The organism is Moellerella wisconsensis (genome assembly GCF_022592395.1).
Taxonomy (GTDB): Bacteria; Pseudomonadota; Gammaproteobacteria; order Enterobacterales; family Enterobacteriaceae; genus Moellerella; species Moellerella wisconsensis.
In genome coordinates, this window is sequence record NZ_CP093242.1 from 1824682 (window position 1) to 1841802 (window position 17121).

14 protein-coding genes are annotated in these 17121 nt (G+C 38.2%); 7 read left to right on the forward strand and 7 right to left on the reverse strand.

The window, feature by feature from the left end:
* The first annotated feature begins 99 nt into the window (after window positions 1–99).
* Window positions 100–1563 carry an AMP nucleosidase gene (locus tag MNY66_RS08095; RefSeq protein ID WP_479497724.1) on the forward strand — a complete coding sequence of 488 codons (1464 nt, stop codon included), beginning with the start codon at window positions 100–102 and terminating at the stop codon, window positions 1561–1563.
* A 98-nt stretch (window positions 1564–1661) separates the two neighbouring features.
* On the opposite strand, the gene MNY66_RS08100 is transcribed toward MNY66_RS08095, so the two are convergent.
* Together MNY66_RS08100 and MNY66_RS08105 are read right to left on the reverse strand one after the other, a co-directional pair.
* A complete protein-coding gene (locus MNY66_RS08100; protein WP_047254828.1) occupies window positions 1662–1976 on the reverse strand; it encodes an AzlD domain-containing protein in 315 nt (104 codons plus the stop codon).
* Window positions 1973–2617, reverse strand: coding sequence for an AzlC family ABC transporter permease (locus tag MNY66_RS08105; RefSeq protein ID WP_241500639.1), 645 nt, complete (start codon window positions 2615–2617; stop codon window positions 1973–1975). Before MNY66_RS08105 ends, MNY66_RS08100 begins: the two co-directional genes overlap by 4 nt.
* Before the next feature lie 477 nt (window positions 2618–3094).
* Between MNY66_RS08105 and leuE the strand changes: the two genes are divergently transcribed.
* Window positions 3095–3736 carry a leucine efflux protein LeuE gene (leuE, locus tag MNY66_RS08110; RefSeq protein WP_053908328.1) on the forward strand — a complete coding sequence of 214 codons (642 nt, stop codon included), beginning with the start codon at window positions 3095–3097 and terminating at the stop codon, window positions 3734–3736.
* 205 nt (window positions 3737–3941) lie between these two features.
* Window positions 3942–4547 carry a GNAT family N-acetyltransferase gene (locus MNY66_RS08115; RefSeq protein WP_241500640.1) on the forward strand — a complete coding sequence of 202 codons (606 nt, stop codon included), beginning with the start codon at window positions 3942–3944 and terminating at the stop codon, window positions 4545–4547.
* A 42-nt stretch (window positions 4548–4589) separates the two neighbouring features.
* On the opposite strand, the gene MNY66_RS08120 is transcribed toward MNY66_RS08115, so the two are convergent.
* The gene (locus MNY66_RS08120; RefSeq protein ID WP_241500641.1) at window positions 4590–5483 is read right to left on the reverse strand and encodes a LysR family transcriptional regulator; all 894 of its coding nucleotides are present in this window, start codon (window positions 5481–5483) and stop codon (window positions 4590–4592) included.
* A gap of 89 nt (window positions 5484–5572) precedes the next feature.
* Here MNY66_RS08120 and MNY66_RS08125 point away from each other — a divergent pair, with 89 nt between their 5' ends.
* Entirely contained in the window at window positions 5573–6049 is a 477-nt protein-coding gene (locus MNY66_RS08125) for a DMT family transporter (protein WP_047254824.1), read from the forward strand.
* Window positions 6050–6118: 69 nt separating this feature from the next.
* Here MNY66_RS08125 and MNY66_RS08130 read toward each other — a convergent pair whose 3' ends face one another.
* From MNY66_RS08130 to MNY66_RS08145, 4 genes are all read right to left on the reverse strand, one after another.
* Complete coding sequence (locus MNY66_RS08130; RefSeq protein WP_241500642.1) at window positions 6119–7594, reverse strand: phosphoethanolamine transferase; 1476 nt, start codon at window positions 7592–7594, stop codon at window positions 6119–6121.
* Window positions 7595–8075: 481 nt separating this feature from the next.
* Window positions 8076–9149 (reverse strand): alpha/beta hydrolase, encoded by a 1074-nt coding sequence (locus MNY66_RS08135; protein ID WP_241501874.1) that lies wholly within the window; start codon window positions 9147–9149, stop codon window positions 8076–8078.
* A gap of 666 nt (window positions 9150–9815) precedes the next feature.
* A complete protein-coding gene (locus tag MNY66_RS08140; RefSeq protein WP_241500643.1) occupies window positions 9816–11462 on the reverse strand; it encodes an FGGY-family carbohydrate kinase in 1647 nt (548 codons plus the stop codon).
* A gap of 59 nt (window positions 11463–11521) precedes the next feature.
* Window positions 11522–12250, reverse strand: coding sequence for an SDR family oxidoreductase (locus MNY66_RS08145; RefSeq protein ID WP_241500644.1), 729 nt, complete (start codon window positions 12248–12250; stop codon window positions 11522–11524).
* 212 nt (window positions 12251–12462) lie between these two features.
* On the opposite strand from MNY66_RS08145, the gene MNY66_RS08150 reads away from it, so the two are divergent.
* The 3 genes from MNY66_RS08150 to MNY66_RS08160 all read left to right on the forward strand — a co-directional run bounded on the left by MNY66_RS08150 (window position 12463) and on the right by MNY66_RS08160 (window position 16573).
* A complete protein-coding gene (locus MNY66_RS08150) occupies window positions 12463–13590 on the forward strand; it encodes a LacI family DNA-binding transcriptional regulator (protein ID WP_047254820.1) in 1128 nt (375 codons plus the stop codon).
* A 315-nt stretch (window positions 13591–13905) separates the two neighbouring features.
* A complete protein-coding gene (locus MNY66_RS08155) occupies window positions 13906–15600 on the forward strand; it encodes an alpha-glucosidase (RefSeq protein WP_241500645.1) in 1695 nt (564 codons plus the stop codon).
* Between the two features lie 235 nt (window positions 15601–15835).
* Window positions 15836–16573 (forward strand): SDR family oxidoreductase, encoded by a 738-nt coding sequence (locus MNY66_RS08160; protein ID WP_315970591.1) that lies wholly within the window; start codon window positions 15836–15838, stop codon window positions 16571–16573.
* Window positions 16574–17121 lie beyond the last annotated feature (548 nt).

A 17121-nucleotide genomic window follows, 5' to 3' on the forward strand; every position in this document is an offset into this window, starting at 1 on the left:
CAAATGATAACAATACCAATTTATATCTTCATCAAGGGTATTACTGCTTACAGATACCCGCCATTATTAGGCATAAAATTTTAAGGAGTAACGCAAGTGATAGAATCTCAATATTTAGCGGATGAAAAACTATCGATTCCTGCTGTCTTGGATAAATTAGAGCAATTATATGCCAATGCTATTTTGGCATTAAGAAACGCGATAGCTGATTATATTAATCAGGGTACGGTACCTAGCGCATCTAGACGTGATAACGGATTATTTTCTTACCCAGAATTATGTGTCTATTGGGATGGTAAAATAGAAAATTGCGAGAAAACTCGGGCTTATGCACGTTTTGTTAAGCCGGGGCTTTATTCTATGACCATCACTAAACCAGCGTTATTTCGAGGCTATTTATCGGAGCAGCTGTCAATATTACAGCAAGATTATGGCGCTATATTTTCGGTGCGGGCATCAAAAACAGAAATTCCTTATCCATTTGTCCTGGATGGATCTGATTTAGTATTAGATCGCACCATGAGTAACGGTATTGCCGCTCATTTTCCAATTACTGACCTGTCGGAAATTAGTGATGATATTACCGATGGGTTAATCTCAAACACGGATGAATTACCTTTATCTCACTTTGACGCCTTACGTATTGATTTTTCGCTTGCTCGTTTAAAGCATTATACCGGTACTGAACCTGAACATGTTCAGCCATATATTTTATTTACCAATTACAATCGTTATGTCGATGAATTTGTTAGCTGGGCCTGTGAGCAAATAAAAGATCCTGATAGCCGTTATATCGCTTTATCTTGTGTGGGACATAATTATTTAACCGCTGAAAATGCCGATCCTGCACAGGCGACATCAGATTTAGCCTGGAAAAAATTTCAAATGCCGGCATATCATCTTATTGCTAAAGATGGTGCCGGAATTACTTTAGTTAATATTGGGGTGGGACCATCAAACGCTAAAAATATTTGTGATCATTTGGCTGTATTAAGGCCGCATAGTTGGTTAATGATTGGTCACTGTGGCGGGTTGAGAGAAAGTCAACGTATTGGTGATTATGTATTAGCCCATGCTTATTTACGTGATGATCATATTTTGGATGACGTATTACCGCCCTATATTCCAATCCCCAGTATCGCTGAAGTGCAACGTGCGTTATATGATGCAACAAAATTGGTTAGTAATATGCCTGGGGAACAGGTTAAAAAACGATTACGTACTGGAACAGTGGTGACAACGGACGATCGTAATTGGGAACTGCGTTTCTTTGCTACGGCAAGAAAATTCAGCCTAAGTCGAGCAGTCGCTGTCGATATGGAAAGTGCCACTATTGCAGCGCAAGGCTATCGTTTTCGCGTACCTTACGGCACATTATTGTGTGTCTCTGATAAACCGTTGCATGGCGAAATTAAGTTACCGGGGCAAGCGAACAGCTTTTACGAGGGAGCGATTTCTGAACATTTGCAAATCGGTATACAGGCGATAGATTTATTAAGGCAAGAGGGCGATAAGCTGCATTCACGCAAATTACGGACTTTCGATGAGCCACCGTTCCGTTAGTGGTTCATGCTATATAGTTGATATAAAAATAATCATAGATAACCTATATTGGATTATCTATGATTTTACCCAGGTGCAGTTAAATATAAGTTGGAATATCAGCCCAATAAATGGCTTAAACTGTAAAAAAATATCAGCGTTAGTATTACAGATAACAGCATATTATTAATTAGCTTGGCTATTACAATGCAAAATAAAGCCCCCCATAGATAAGCGTTATCTGGAAAATCACGATATTCACCTTTATCGAGTAGAATAATAGGTGCACAGATTGCGGTTAATAAACAGGGGGCTGAATAGGTTAATGCTTGTCGAACAAATAACGGTAACCGAACTGGTAATGAAGGAATTAAGAAGACGTATCTTAATCCAAAAAGTATTACCGTTAAGCTAATAATCAAACTCCAGCTCATATTTTTTCCTTTAATAATCGAGCAATGATCACCGAACAGGCCATCCCCCCAATACCTGCAATGACAATAGCGCTGCTAATTCCATAGCGAGATAAAATAATCGAAACTAATAAAGCAAAAATCACACCGCATAAGGTGCTGGTTTTTTTAGTTAATGGTACTACGATAGCTAATAATGTTGCCACGACAGAAAAATCTAAATGTAATTGGCTTAAATCGGGAACATAACTGGCCAGTAAGATGCCGCAACAACTCACAAATACCCAGACACAATAAAAGCTAAATCCAGCACCAAATAAGTAGGCAAAGGTAGGAGATTGTTTATTTGCCGCATTAATAGCGAAAAGTTCATCGGTTAACAAAAAACCAATTGATAAACGTTGGGCGGTTGAAAAGGGCTTAACTAAGGGTCTAAAGGTTAAACTGTATAATAAATGCTGCGAGGCAATAAAAAATACCGACACAATAATAGTAAAAAAACCAGCCCCCGTATTAAGCAATCCTAAGGTAACTAATTGTGCCGCTCCTGCATAGACCATGGCAGACATGGCGATGCTTTGCCAGATATCTAATCCAGCTTCTACTGCCATAGATCCTGCCAGTATTCCCCAAGGGATAACCGCTAAATTTAGTGGCATCATATGGAGCGCTCCCGCCCACAAATCTCTACGCCAATAACAATTATTTTGAATCATTTACTTTCTCATCCGCTATTGAATTAACAATATGTTATTACTGAAATTAATCATCCATCTACCAGCTTAGATTATCTGCAGATAAATGTCTTGAGGAAAAGAGAAGTTGCCTAAAATAAGCATAAAAACCCTATTAATAGTTATTTAGTCTAACCATATTTTGTTTGTCAGTACTAAACTTCAATGAATTAAGCTTAAATAGCGGCATTCTGACAAATGATTTTATTCAGATTAATGCACCGACACTTACCCATAAAATTGGTTTTGTGTATTGGTTTTATTTATAAATCCGGTCTTTTATGTTTATTTAATATTTGCCCATGGTTTAATATTTCAAACAATAAAAATAAAATGTATGATCAGCTAATACACAGCTCAATTATGCTTTTTATCGTTTTATACTAAGACGTTAGCAGGTATCTTATGTTTGAAAATTTAGGCATCTTTAATATCTGGACTTATCTGCTTGGTGTTATTTTCATTACCTTAGTGCCAGGGCCAAATTCTTTATATGTACTGACCTGCAGTGCTAAATATGGTGTAAAAGATGGTTATAAGGCGGCTCTGGGAGTTTTTACCGGTGATGCGATATTAATTTTTTTAGCATTTTTAGGTGTAGCTTCATTGGTTAAAACCTCACCTTTATTTTTTATGATCATAAAATATGTGGGCGCACTGTATTTATTCTATTTAGGAGTAAAAACACTGTATGCGACTTTTCATAAGAAATCCGATGAACCTAGTCTGGAACATGTTAAAGTCACTAAAGAAGATACTTATATAAAAGCGGTATTTTTAAGTCTGCTTAATCCGAAAATGATTATTTTTTATGTATCCTTTTTTATTCAATTTATTGATCCAACATTCGCAAATGCTGGTATTCCATTCTTTATTTTGGGCTGTATCTTAGAAATCTGTAGCATGATTTATTTATCTTTGCTTATTTTTGGTGGCGTAGCTTTGACTAATGCGTTAAAACATAATAAACGTTTATCTTCGCTATCGAATGGGTGTATTGGTACTGTTTTTGTTATGTTTGGCGCTAAATTAGCGCTGACGGCTTAATTCAGTTTTACATACGCACTTAAAATATAGAGTAACTTCAAAACGCCGATCAGGTTAAAATACTGTTCGGTGTTTTTGTGCGTCATTAATTAGCCAATTAAGATCAGAGTTCATTTGTTAAGGCGTATAAGTGAACATTTATCGGCTAATTTTATTTCAATAATAACTTTATTAATGATTAATAACTTTTACAGAGGCGAATAGCTTGAACATAGAGTGTATTACACCGGTAATAACCCCACCTGATACCTATATTCCACGCTTAGAAACAGAGCGCTTAATTTTAACTGCACATACCTTGGATGATCACAATCAAGTAATTGAAATGTGGCGTGATCCCGCAGTGACTCGTTATATTTTGGGAGGTCAATTATCAACTCCACGTGAAACATGGATGAGGATGTTAAGCTATTTAGGTCTGTGGTCGATGTTAGGATATGGCTATTGGGCAATTAAAGAAAAGTCGACGGAGCGTTATGTAGGCGATTTGGGTTTTGCAGATTTTCATCGTGATATTGAACCATCGACGCGTTATATTCCAGAAGCAGGATGGGCATTAGCCTCATGGGCACAAGGCAAGGGATATGCAACAGAAGCACTACTTGCGGCAATTCATTGGCTTCAAAATACCCGAGAAATAACGTCATGCTTATGTCTGATAGAACCGGATAATTTGCCGTCAATTAAGTTAGCCAAACGGGTAGGATTTAAAAAGTCACATACTTTACGGCTCAATGGTGAACTCACCGAGCTATTTATCTTATCCAGCGGCAATTCTACCCGCGATAAAATCGATATTGCGATTAAATAACTATTGGCATAAGCCCGTTATTAAGCTAACTCATTTAGCAGGTTAAACCAGTAATTGGGTAAAACATTGCTTTAGCCATAATAGTGCGGGATCGGAATCTGCACGTTGATGCCAGAGCATCTGGAAATGCAAGTTCGGCAGTACCAGCGGTGGAGGAAAAGCGCTCAGTGATGAAGGTAGTGGCGAGGTAAGTATTCGAGAGGCGACCGTCAGGATTAAATCCGTTTTATGCAATATCTGCGGTGATAATTGCCAATAAGGTAGAGAAATCGCTATCCTGCGATAACAGTCTAGCTGGGCTAAACAGCGGTCTATCTCATTAGCTTCATACGGTTTCATGCTGACTAATACATGAGGGTACTGTAGCCATTGTTCAAGCGACATCACGCTTGAATTTATATTTTGTGAGTCTGTGACCGAAATAAAATGATCGCTAAAAATGGTCTGTACTTTTAATCCGTCAGTTACATAATTAAAAATACCAAAGGCTAAATCTAAGCTTCCTTCGTGTAATTTTGATTGCATTTCTTCCCGACTGCATTGCCAAAGATGTAAATCAACTTGAGGGGCAAGTTGACGTATTTGTTGGATTAATGACGGAGTTAGAATTGCTGCGCCATAATCAGACATAGCGATATTAAACCGACGTTGACAATCAGAGGGCTTAAATTCCACTTGCTCAATTAATTGATCTAATTGTTTTAATGCTTGGGTTAATTGAGGATATAACGCCTCGGCTTTGCTAGATAAATAATATTGTCCTTGTTCGCGGATCAGTAATGGATCTTGGAATATATCGCGTAATTGATTTAATGCATGGCTAATGGTCGGTTGGCTTTTATGTAAGGCGACCGCGCTACGACTAACATGCTTTTCTCGCAGTAACGTGTGCAAGATAACTAATTGATTTAAATCTAATCGACGTAGATTATTCATTTTACTGATAGTGCCTTATAAAATTGTTCATTTCTTTTTGCTGTGGCTTTTCGATACGGTGGGATGATCACTTATCGAAAGGAATAAATATGTCTAGTTTTGCTCTTACTGCCTTATTATTAAGCGCCTGTGCGTTTGTCGCCGGTGCGGTAGTTCCTTTTCAAGCCGCCAGTAACGGTCTATTAGCTAAACAGATCGGCCACCCACTATGGGCAACTTTAATTTCACTATTTGCCAGCATTATAGTCCTACTGCCGGTATTATTGATGTTAAAAGTACCAAAACCGGCATTTAATATTGCGCTATTTCAGCAACCGGTATGGATGTGGCTAGGTGGTGTCGCGGGCGTATTTTATATTACCGCAGCATTAATATTAGTACCTAAAATTGGAGCTACAACTTTCTTTATTATGGTTATCGCCGGGCAATTAGTGATTTCAACGCTGATTGATTACTTCGGTTTATTTGGTGTAACCAAACAATATATTCCATGGGGAAGAATTGGAGGGATAGGGCTAGTGATGTCCGGTGTTTTATGTATTCAATTTTTTAAGCAATCACCTTAAAGAGTAATAACAAGTCACCGCGACTCTTGTCGGTGACTTATTATAGTATATTTATTGGAGAACTGAAAATTAGAGGGCAATATTGATAGCGGTATTATCGCTCTTGAATTTAGGACGTAAAGAATCTAAATATGACTGCGCAGCTGGATCATTTTTACAATCAAATAAATCGTACCTTGGATCTAAATAGTCATTTTTAATCGCTAGCCATGTCGCTAATCCATCAATAAAGTGCAATCCTGATTTCATTGAATCACATTGTCGATGGTCTATATCATCTGATGATATTGTGAATAGGGGAACCCGATAACTATTAATGCTTTCACCATGAACTAATTGAATTTCTTTTTTAGAATCATTGTGAACTAAACCATGATCAGCAAAATATACCATAGAGTAGCTAGCGTGGTTTCGCTTAAAATCATCATCTAATATCGAATTGATTTCTTTTAGTACATCGTCCGTTTTCTTAATTGAATTAACATAACAGGCAATCTGTTTTTGTTCTTTCTTATTCGCTCTAAATTGTTCGGGATAATCATTCACTCGGGCACAAGGTTTAGGATGTGACCCATAGAGATGGACAATGATAAGTTTAGGTTGATCTGTGTTTTTATCTACTATTTGTTTAAATCTATCAACTAATTCGAAATCACTGGAATTTTGCGAATTAAAGGCTCCGTATTTTATAAAATCTTTGTACTGACTTTTGGTCGCAATTAATGATATTGGTGTATCTGCATCGCTGATAAAACCTTGATTAGATAACCAATAAGTTGTTAATCCAGCGCTATTCGCAAGATCGATAATATTTTTATTAAAATTAGCTTGACCTTGGTCGTTTTTAGTCAACATATTACTCAAAGAGGCTACGGTGTTACTGCCGCCAGATATCAAGCCTTTGACGATTAGACCTTGGCCTGACATAAATGGTGAGTTATTTAGCGGATAGCCAAAAGCATTAATATAATCCATACGTGCGCTTTCACCGATAACTAATACATAGGTGTTGTATCGATTCTTATGGTCATTTATAGATACATTACCCCATTCATTAGTGTAACTATGGATATCTTTATCAATATCACTTATTTTCTTTAATGAAAAATAAGATTCTTTAAAAAAGACCCCGGACCCTTGGTTAAAAAAAGAAAATAGGGTGAATAGCACGATAATTATTTTATTATAATCCATGCTAAATTTATATTTAACATAAATAAAACGAAATAAAATAAATGCTACGAGTAATAACAGCATATAACTAAAATTATAAAGTGATATTTGACTTAAGAACTCCTTGGTCTCAAGTATATTAGTTGAACGTATAGACGCGATGCTTTGATAAGAGGGTAATCCAAACACTAAACCAATAGGAATATAGGCGACTTGAATTAAAAATATAGGGAATGCGATAAACCAAAAAGTTCTTTTTGAGAAACTAAGTATTAATATTAAACTAGTAAAAAGAAACGCATTGGCCTCTGATGAGCCTGCTCCAATTCCTTTTAAGGTTAGTTGGCAAATAAAAAATAACAAAACAATCAATATAATATACAAACAGAATTTTATTTTTTTGACATTAAAGTATTCTCTTTATGCGTCAGAATAGATCAACTTATTCATATGTCTAAGCTAGAAGGAGTGGAAAAGAAAAATCGTGAAATTATAGAGTTAAGAAATTAAATCTATATCTATCAATTAGTTAACAATAGTAACGAGATTAATTACCTCTGCAGATATAATGATTTTTATCATGAGTTTTAATTCGCTGCTATTCTAGGATAATTAGATTTTCGGTTCAATCTTAAATAACAAATTAAGCGCTATAAAATAGATATGGGTTAACCGAGTCCCTTAAGTGAATTGACTTAAAAGAACGCTGATAAGCAATCCAATAAAGGCAGTAATTAGAATTTATTTTATAACGTTATTGATACTAAAATATCTTTACCGCTATACCTTCTTAGAGCGATGATATCCCTTATCTAATCTAAAGCTCAAATTATCTGCCTTTTTTAAATAATAATTATTTGGTCGATTCAGTCCTTTTATTTTGATTATTTATCGTTTGCAAAACAAAAGGAATCGAATCACGTAGCGAAACGTTAACGGTTTCTCCATGACTCATCTGCGGATACTCTACGACAGTGGCAGGTGTACCTGCCGCAATCACATCTTTGGCAAATAACTGCTGCATAAGGGTGGGGACATTAATATCCGCGAGACCGATACCAATAAAGACAGGATGATTAATTTTAATCGTATTGTAACTAAAATGAGGTAATTGCTTAGCTAAAACGCGTTCAATGCCAGGTTTTAAACTATTCCCGGCATTCATTTGTTTTTTCATCACTAATTCAGTCAGCTCGCCAATGCACAGTTTGTTGGCTTGCGCTAATGTATCAATAGCCGCGTCCTGAAAATAGTCATTCGGTTGCAAACTATTATCTTGATCGGCAGCTGAAAGATAACTGTACATCACGTAAGGCAATTTAGGATCGCCGCCGGTGACCTGGTTATCAATACTAAATAAGCGCTCTGCTGATATTCCTGGTTTAAAATAGGGGGTGCCGGTTAATACGCTAGCAACAATATTCAGTTCGGGGGCATATTCAGCCTGATAGCCAGCAGCGGCAAAGGCGGCATGTGCTCCTTGGGATTGCCCGACTAATATCAATTGGTTGGCTAATGGAAATTTCTCACGCGCTGCTTTTACGCTATCGAGTACACTCCATGCCTCCGCGCGGGCATCCAAATAATGGTGTAATCCAGCAGAGCCTAATCCTGGATAATCTGGTGCGACGATAGCAAAGCCCATCGACAGCCAAGTATTCAAATACTGGGTATCACGAGCTGAACGCGGATTCAGTGACGGCGCACATTTTGAGGCTACGCCAATAGTCCCATGAGTCCAAACTACCACCGGCCAGCCATTTCGCGGCATTGGTCCTTTAGGTAAGAATACGGCGCCGGAATCTTCACGCAGCGATTTCCCATCAATACCGCTGATTGAGGTATACAAAATGTGATATTGCTCTGCCGCCTCGCTTAAACCTAATGGGGTGGCAAGCGGTGAGCTCTCGACCATTTTCCCCGCCATTTTTTCTACCACTTTAGTATTAGTGAGCATAGTCGTTTTATCTAACGAGCTGTTTGGCATAACAGTCGCTTCGGATGTAATAGGGGCTGCATTAGCATTTAAGCTAATGAGACAAGAAGAAATTAATAATGCAAGGTGTAGTCGGTTCATAATAATAATTTCCTTACGTTTCACATACTGTAATTTATCTGCATGTACTCTTTAAAATAAACAACCAGATATAAACTAACCATAGCAAGAATCGACGATCTCACGATAGTTATTCTTAATTAAGCCAGGTGATAAAGTGTTACACAACTTAACCTGCGTTACACAATGAAACATAGTTTCAATACTAATCATCGCTTATGGATAGACTCTTGATAGTGATTAGATTATTCACATTATTGGACGGCGAATAAATTAGATAGTGAGTTATGAAAAGGGATGGTGATACGCTTATACAATATTGGGTCATTTAGATGAACATCCATCAGCTATCAGTCTGTTCACCGAGAGAATAAGGGTAGGGAATGGATAACTCTGTCAAGATAAGCCATAAAGCGGATAGCGAAAGGTGGGTTATTCCTTAAGTATCCGCTGAGGTTTTTATACCGCTATTTTATGGTCACTGATGTATTACTCGATGAGCTATCTGGCAACTAGTTCTCTGCTAACAGTTCTCTGCTAACTAGTTGCCAACTCTCGCGCTGTTTGCTGTAAGCGCTGAAATGCCTGATAACCGCGTTGATGGCGCTCAGTATATTTATCGCAGGGTGAATATTGATCGGCTATTTCACTGAACTGCTCCATTGCCTGAGTTACTGAATCAGCAACATTAGCGGCAACAGCGCCTAAAATCGCGGAACCTAATAACATCGGTTCACTAGCTTTAGTGGCTAACACCATTTTCCCACAGGTATCTGCCAGTAACTGACGAATTAAAGGGTGTTGTCCTGCGCCGCCACTGATCACAATATTATCGATAGCAGCTCCTGCGAGCTGTTGGGCGTCAATGATTTGGCGCAATCCATAGCCGATACCACATATCCCGGCAATATACAGGGACAATAAGTTATCCAGATCGCGCTCCATTCCTAAGCCCGCGATTAATGCACGAGCATGAGGGTCAGCAAAAGGCGCTCGGTTACCGAGGAACTCCGGAACGACATAGATACCATGAGTTAAGTCAACCGCTTCAGAGGCTGAATCGACTTTTTGTCGCGCTAAATCGGCTAAAAAGACCGGCAAAGAAACTCCGTGTTGCTTAGCCAGTATTGCCGCTTCTGCAGCGGCTGGATGGAATGAAATGAGTTGATCAATTGCCGCACCAGCAGCACTTTGCCCGCCTTCGTTTAACCACATTCCCGGAACCATAACAGAATAATAGGGCCCCCAAACGCCGGGGATAAATACGGGCTCGCGTTGGGTGGTCATAGTGCACGAGGAGGTTCCAAACACATAAGCTAAATTGCGAGTAGCATCACCATTTACTCCAACGGTGCCAATTCCTCCGGCATGTGCATCAATCATGCCCGCAGCGACGGGTATACCGACAATTAACCCTAATTGTTCAGCAGCCTGTGGTGTTAGCCCATGACCACATGGTGTACCGGGATCAATAATATTCTGGCCAATGCGCGAAAAACCTTCATTTGCCAGTTCTTCTAGACCAATTTGATGGAAGTAATCTTCATCCCAGCGTTTTTCATGCGCTAGATACGTCCACTTGCAAGTTACCGTACAGGTAGAGCGAGCTAAATCACCAGTGGCTTTCCAGGTTAAAAAATCAGCCAAATCAAAAAAATATTTCGCATTATCAAATGTGCTACGGCGATTCTCTTTTAGCCACAGTAATTTAGGCGTTTCCATTTCTGGCGATATTTTACCACCGACATAACGTAATACAGGGTGGCCTAAACGATTGATACGTTCAGCTTGCTCCGTCGCACGGTGATCCATCCATACAATAATATTGCGCTCGGGATCTTCCGAAGGACTTACCGAGAGTGGTGCATCATTATCTCCGATAACGACTAAAGAACAGGTAGCATCAAAGCCGATACCAGCAATTTCTGTCGGAGTAACTTTAGCTATCGTAAGGGCTTGTTTCACCGAGTGACATACGGCAGACCAAATTTCTTGGCTTGATTGCTCGACAAAATGCTCGGTATCACGATAGAGAGTAATATTCTGTTTGGCCGATGCCAGCATAGTGCCAGAAAAATCAAATATACCGGCGCGCGCACTGCCAGTACCTACATCGATTCCGATCACGTAACGTTTAGTGTGGTGCTTGGCTAAATCCGCTGCGGCTTGTGTTTGGTTATGCATAAGGCTTCCTTCAAATATCTTATTGCCGACGGCATCCAGAGAGTGATAAAAGAGAATAATTAGAGATCGACGCTATTAGGTAAAATGACTAAATCTCTGACGGTGACATTTTTAGAACGTGTCAGCATAAAGTGGACAGCTTCAGCCACCTCAATCGGCTGCATTAAACTGCCATTGGCTAATGCTTCATCCATTTTTTCTTGTGGCCAATCATCTAATAAAGCCGTCACTACAGGACCAGGCAGAACAGCACCCACACGAACACCATATTGTGCAACTTGACGGCGAGTCGAATGTACAAAAGCCTGTACTGCAAATTTAGAGGCGGTATAAATAGGTTCCCAGATCACGGGAACTACTCCGGCGATTGAGCTAGTAAATAAAATATCACCAGATTTTTGAGCGATAAAGTGAGGAAGCACGGCATGAACGCAACGGAATGCCGCATTAACATTTAGATTTAACACTTTATCCCAAACATCAGGGCAACCTTCAGCCACGGCGCCACCGATATAAGCCCCAGCATTGGCGTGGAAGATATCCAGACGCCCCGTTAGTTTTAAAATTCCGTCTAGCATGCCAGAGACTTGTTCTGGTTGCATTAAATCTATCACTAGTGGGTAGGCGTTATCGCCCAGTTCAGCGACCAGTTGATTTAATCGTTCTTCTGCGCGGTCGATAAGGACCACTTTTGCGCCGGCTTTAATTAAGGTACGCGCACATTCAAGACCAATCCCTGAAGCGGCACCGGTAATTGCTGCAACTTTATCTTCTAATGAGATAGCCATAATTTTTCTCCTCGGGAGTGCTTGTCAGCATTTAGGTTTATAATGCGCTGACGGTTTAGGGTAACAGAGTAACTTTTTATGATTTTTCACAATCTTAGATTACGATTTAGAGTGTGATAGAGGATTGATTTTATATTTGCTCAATCGATGTAGCAGTATTGTCTCTTTTATCAATTGGTGTCAAGCTAGACAAAAATGGAGATGAAATATTTGTGACTCAAGTCAGACAAACGAAGAAAACCACTATCTATGATTTAGCCGAACTGGCTGGGGCTTCTGCAAGCGCCGTCAGCGCGGTGCTTAACGGTAACTGGAAAAAACGACGTATCAGTGAAAAATTAGCGCAAAAAATTATTCGTATTGCCGAAGAGCAAAATTATGCGCCCAATAAGCAAGCCAGTTCGTTACGCAGTAACAAATCAAAAATTATTGGTATGATTGTGCCTAAATATGATAACCGCTATTTTGGCTCTATTGTCGAGCATTTCGAGGCTATGGCACGCGAGCGTGGGCTATTTCCCATTATCACTTGTACACGCAGAGACCCGTCTCTAGAAATCGAAGCAGCAAAAACTATGCTGTCGTATCAAGTTGACTGGCTGATTGCGACCGGCGCTACCGATCCAGATAAAATTACGCAGATTTGTGCCACCTCGGGAGTGCCTACCTTAAACCTCGATCTTCCCGGCACGCTAGCAACCTCAGTTATTTCAGATAACTACAGCGGAGCAAAAGCGTTAACCTCACGTATACTACATAATAATCAACAGCGGCAAGGGCGATTAGACCCCTTGGTATTCATTGGGGGGCGTAATAGCGATCACAATACTCGTGAACGTTTACGTGGTTTCTGCGAAGCGCATCGTGAATATGGAATTGAAGTCAGTGAAGCGCGTATATTGACTTGCGGATATGCTGCTGAAAAAGCAGAAAATGCATTACGTGATTTTATTAGCACTTTGCTGCCCAGTGCTTCTAATCCTAACAATATGGAACCTAACCTAAAACCTAATATAGCGCCGAATTTATTGCCTGGACTATTCGTTAACTCAACCATTTCGCTTGAAGGTGTTATTCGCTGGATGTCAAAGCAAGGATATATAGGTAAGAAACAACCGGCGATGGGGTGCTTTGACTGGGATCCATTTGTAGCTTTACTGGGGCATGATATCGAAATGGTTAAACAGGATGTTCCCGCTATGTTAAATGCCATCTTTGAACTTATTGATTCCAGCGCACAGGGCGATAATAATCTAACTGAGCCTAACGACAAGGCGCAAGTGAGACGCATTGAAATCCCTCCGTTACCAATTAACGAAGGGACACTTTATTGCAGTTAATCCTATATCCCACTAAATAACTTACTTAGAACATTTCGGGCGTCAGTACTGTCAATAGTATTGTTAATAGTACCGTTAATTAATATCAACAAGACGCCCAAAAATTTATTCTAATTACTCTAAGCAAGTTATTTCCAGCATAAAATCTCAATAATGAACAGTGACTATATACTTCAGATTTTAACGCCAACCATTGATACTTTAATCGACTTTATTGATTTAAATATAGACCAAACAGTAGAAATACAAAGCATATTAACTATACTAAACTTAAACTAGTCGAGTAATGAACCTAAAAATTTAAGGGGAGCATTTATGGATATTGGTAGCGATAATGGCTGGTGGAAAAAGGCAATTGTTTATCAAATCTATCCTAAAAGTTTCTATGATAGTAATCATGACGGCATCGGTGATTTACCCGGAATAACTCAAAAATTAGACTATATTCAATCACTTGGCATTAATGTCATTTGGTTGTGTCCTATTTTTAAATCACCGATGAAAGACAATGGCTATGATATCGCCGATTATTATCAAGTTGATCCCACTTTTGGAACCAATCAAGATTTAGAGCAATTAATTGATGAGGCTAAAAAACGTGGAATAGCTATTATGCTGGATTTAGTGCTAAACCATACCTCAGATCAACACCCTTGGTTCCAAGCGGCAATTAATGATCCTGATAGCCCTTACGCTAATTATTATATCTTTAAACATTGGAATAAAGACCTGCCACCGAACAATCTGCGTAGCTATTTTGATACCTCTGTATGGACAAGGCTAGCTAATTCAGACCGTTGGTATTTTCATTCATTTGCCGCAGAACAACCTGACTTAAATTGGGAAAATCCCGCGCTTAGACAAGAAATTATAAATATAATCAATTACTGGATTGAAAAGGGGGTGCGTGGATTTAGAATCGATGCTATAGGCAATATTAAAAAATCAGCTTTGGCCTTATCCGCTCATCATTTTGAACCCGATCATGAAGACGGTTCTGCGCTGTTAGTTCCATGGGTATTAAACCAACCCGGCATTGCGGATTTCTTAAATGAATTAGCCGATAATACCTTTAAACCAGCTAATAGTATGACCGTAGCAGAGATTGATATTCCAGCAGAAGCCATGGAAGAATATATCGGTAAAGACGGTTTCTTTTCTATGGTATTTGATTTCAGCTATGCTGATGCCGATATTCATGGACAAAAACTGTTTAACACCACGGTATTATCCGCTAAACAATTGCGTCAACTGGTATTTAAAAGTCAATTAGAGTTAGAACAAGTTGGCTGGGCCGCACCTTATTTAGAAAATCATGATCAACCACGTTCACTGAATAAGTTTCTGCCTAAGGGTGAAATCAATTATGAAAGTATAACCATGCTAGCAACTTTTTATATGCTGCTAAGAGGAACGCCATATATATATCAGGGGCAAGAATTAGGTATGACAAATTGCCCAATGACTATAGATGAATATGACGATTTAGCTGCAAAAAATTTATATCGCTTAGGTAAAAAATTAGGTTATTCAAAGTCAAAAATTATCGGTTATTTAAATCAGCGCAGTCGGGATAATTCACGAACACCGTTCCAATGGGATGAAACAAAAAATGCAGGGTTCAGTACGCATACACCCTGGTTAAAAGTGAATCCTAATAACGCTATTATTAATTTAAAAGCACAACAACACGATCCAAATTCAGTGGTTAATTATTATAAGAAGCTGATTAACTTAAGAAATAATGAAATAATTGGGGATATTCTTACTTATGGTAGCTTTGTTCCTTTAAATATTGATAGTGACGATGTGATAGCTTATCAGCGCAAATTTGCCGGAAAGTCCGTCAATATAGTGACTAACTTCAGTAAAAATATCCTACCTCTGCCATTAAAATGCCATCATCTTTTCTTATCCAATCGAGAATTAATTACCAATGAAAAGGGTGAAATTTTATTACAACCTTATCAAGCATTAGTATTTAATGAGTCAGTTATAAATAATAAATGATAATTAAAGGGTTATATAATATTCAGTTATAATAACCCTTATCTGATTAAAGAATGATTTAATTTTTTCTTAATTGCTGGTGGCTATTTAAAAACTGCATTATCTATACTAAAAATGACAAATATAATATTAATTAAAATAAAGACTGACAGCAAAATGTCAGATCCTTTGCTACTCTTAAATAAAGACAATTGAAGAAATTTTATGGTTTGTATTAGTAATAACAGGAATGATAATGGAAAATATCCGTAATAAAGTCGTCGTAATAGCAGGAGCAAGCAGCGGGTTAGGTGAAGCATTAGCTCGCCGTTTAGTTGATGAAGGAGCCAAAGTAGTTCTCGGTGCACGTCGTGAAGAAAGACTGAAAAGATTAATCAATGAGCTAGACTTACCAGAAAATTCAAGTATAAAAACTGATGTTACTCATCCAGAGCAAGTTCAGGCACTGGTTGAACGAGCCATTAAATTGTATGGCCGTATCGACGTTATGGTAAATAATGCGGGTTTAATGCCACATTCTTTACTCGAAAAATGCAAAATTGATGATTGGAATGCCATGATTGACGTTAATCTAAAAGGGGTACTTTACGGCATTGCCGCCGCACTTCCTTATATGCAAAAACAAAAATCAGGACATTTTATCAATACTTCCTCAGTTGCTGGGCATCGAGTACAACCTGGTGGCGCGGTTTATTCTGCTACAAAAACAGCGGTCAGGGTGATCAGCGAAGGGTTAAGGCAAGAAGTAAAGCCGTACAATATTCGGACTACGATTATTTCCCCCGGAGCAGTACAAAGTGAGCTCGTCGATAGTATTACTGAAAAAGATATTGCCGGTAATTATAAGAAATTCTATGAGGAAAACGCTATTTCTGCTGACTCATTCGTCAATACTGTACTGTTTGCTATAAGCCAGCCCGAAGACGTTGATATTAATGAGATATTGTTTCGTCCAACACGTCAAAACGGTTAATCAATTTTGTCGTTTAATAATAAGTTGTAGTTATTTTAATAGTAAGTCATTTTATAAATTTAGTATGTATTGTTCATAATCAAAATACCCTATTTTATAAATCCATATACTTTATAAAATCATAATTAATAAATGACTTGCTGTTAAAATATAAAAATGTGGACAATAAAGAGTTAGTAGAGAATAAACTTTAGCTCAGGGAATTAAATGGTATTAATTATTCGTAATACCACATAAAAAAAGTGACAACGTCACTTTTATCTCCATTATACACACATCAATATTATTAGATAATAATCTAATATTTTTAGCCCATAATTTGTATAACTATTTAAATTAAATAAATAAAACGCAAAACAATTAACTTAGAAAATACTGATTGTACATAGTTACAGTGTCACTTAATTTGCGCGATAAGCTAAAAAATACTAATCATCGGAAGGGCTGAGAATAATTCCATAATGGCGATACTACAAAAGATATTGAGTAAATCACTCATAATATTTACTCTCAAATAAAGAATAAATATACAAATTATTATTCTGACC

Bases quoted from the DNA above. Each gene is read 5' to 3' on its own strand.
- MNY66_RS08135 (WP_241501874.1), bottom strand. From the start codon at position 9,149: ATGGCGGGGAAAATGGTCGAGAGCTCACCGCTTGCCACCCCATTAGGT.
- MNY66_RS08125 (WP_047254824.1), top strand. From the start codon at position 5,573: ATGTCTAGTTTTGCTCTTACTGCCTTATTATTAAGCGCCTGTGCGTTT.
- MNY66_RS08145 (WP_241500644.1), bottom strand. From the start codon at position 12,250: ATGGCTATCTCATTAGAAGATAAAGTTGCAGCAATTACCGGTGCCGCT.
- MNY66_RS08120 (WP_241500641.1), bottom strand. From the start codon at position 5,483: ATGAATAATCTACGTCGATTAGATTTAAATCAATTAGTTATCTTGCAC.
- MNY66_RS08105 (WP_241500639.1), bottom strand. From the start codon at position 2,617: ATGATGCCACTAAATTTAGCGGTTATCCCTTGGGGAATACTGGCAGGA.
- MNY66_RS08100 (WP_047254828.1), bottom strand. From the start codon at position 1,976: ATGAGCTGGAGTTTGATTATTAGCTTAACGGTAATACTTTTTGGATTA.
- leuE (WP_053908328.1), top strand. From the start codon at position 3,095: ATGTTTGAAAATTTAGGCATCTTTAATATCTGGACTTATCTGCTTGGT.
- MNY66_RS08160 (WP_315970591.1), top strand. From the start codon at position 15,836: ATGGAAAATATCCGTAATAAAGTCGTCGTAATAGCAGGAGCAAGCAGC.
- MNY66_RS08155 (WP_241500645.1), top strand. From the start codon at position 13,906: ATGGATATTGGTAGCGATAATGGCTGGTGGAAAAAGGCAATTGTTTAT.
- MNY66_RS08140 (WP_241500643.1), bottom strand. From the start codon at position 11,462: ATGCATAACCAAACACAAGCCGCAGCGGATTTAGCCAAGCACCACACT.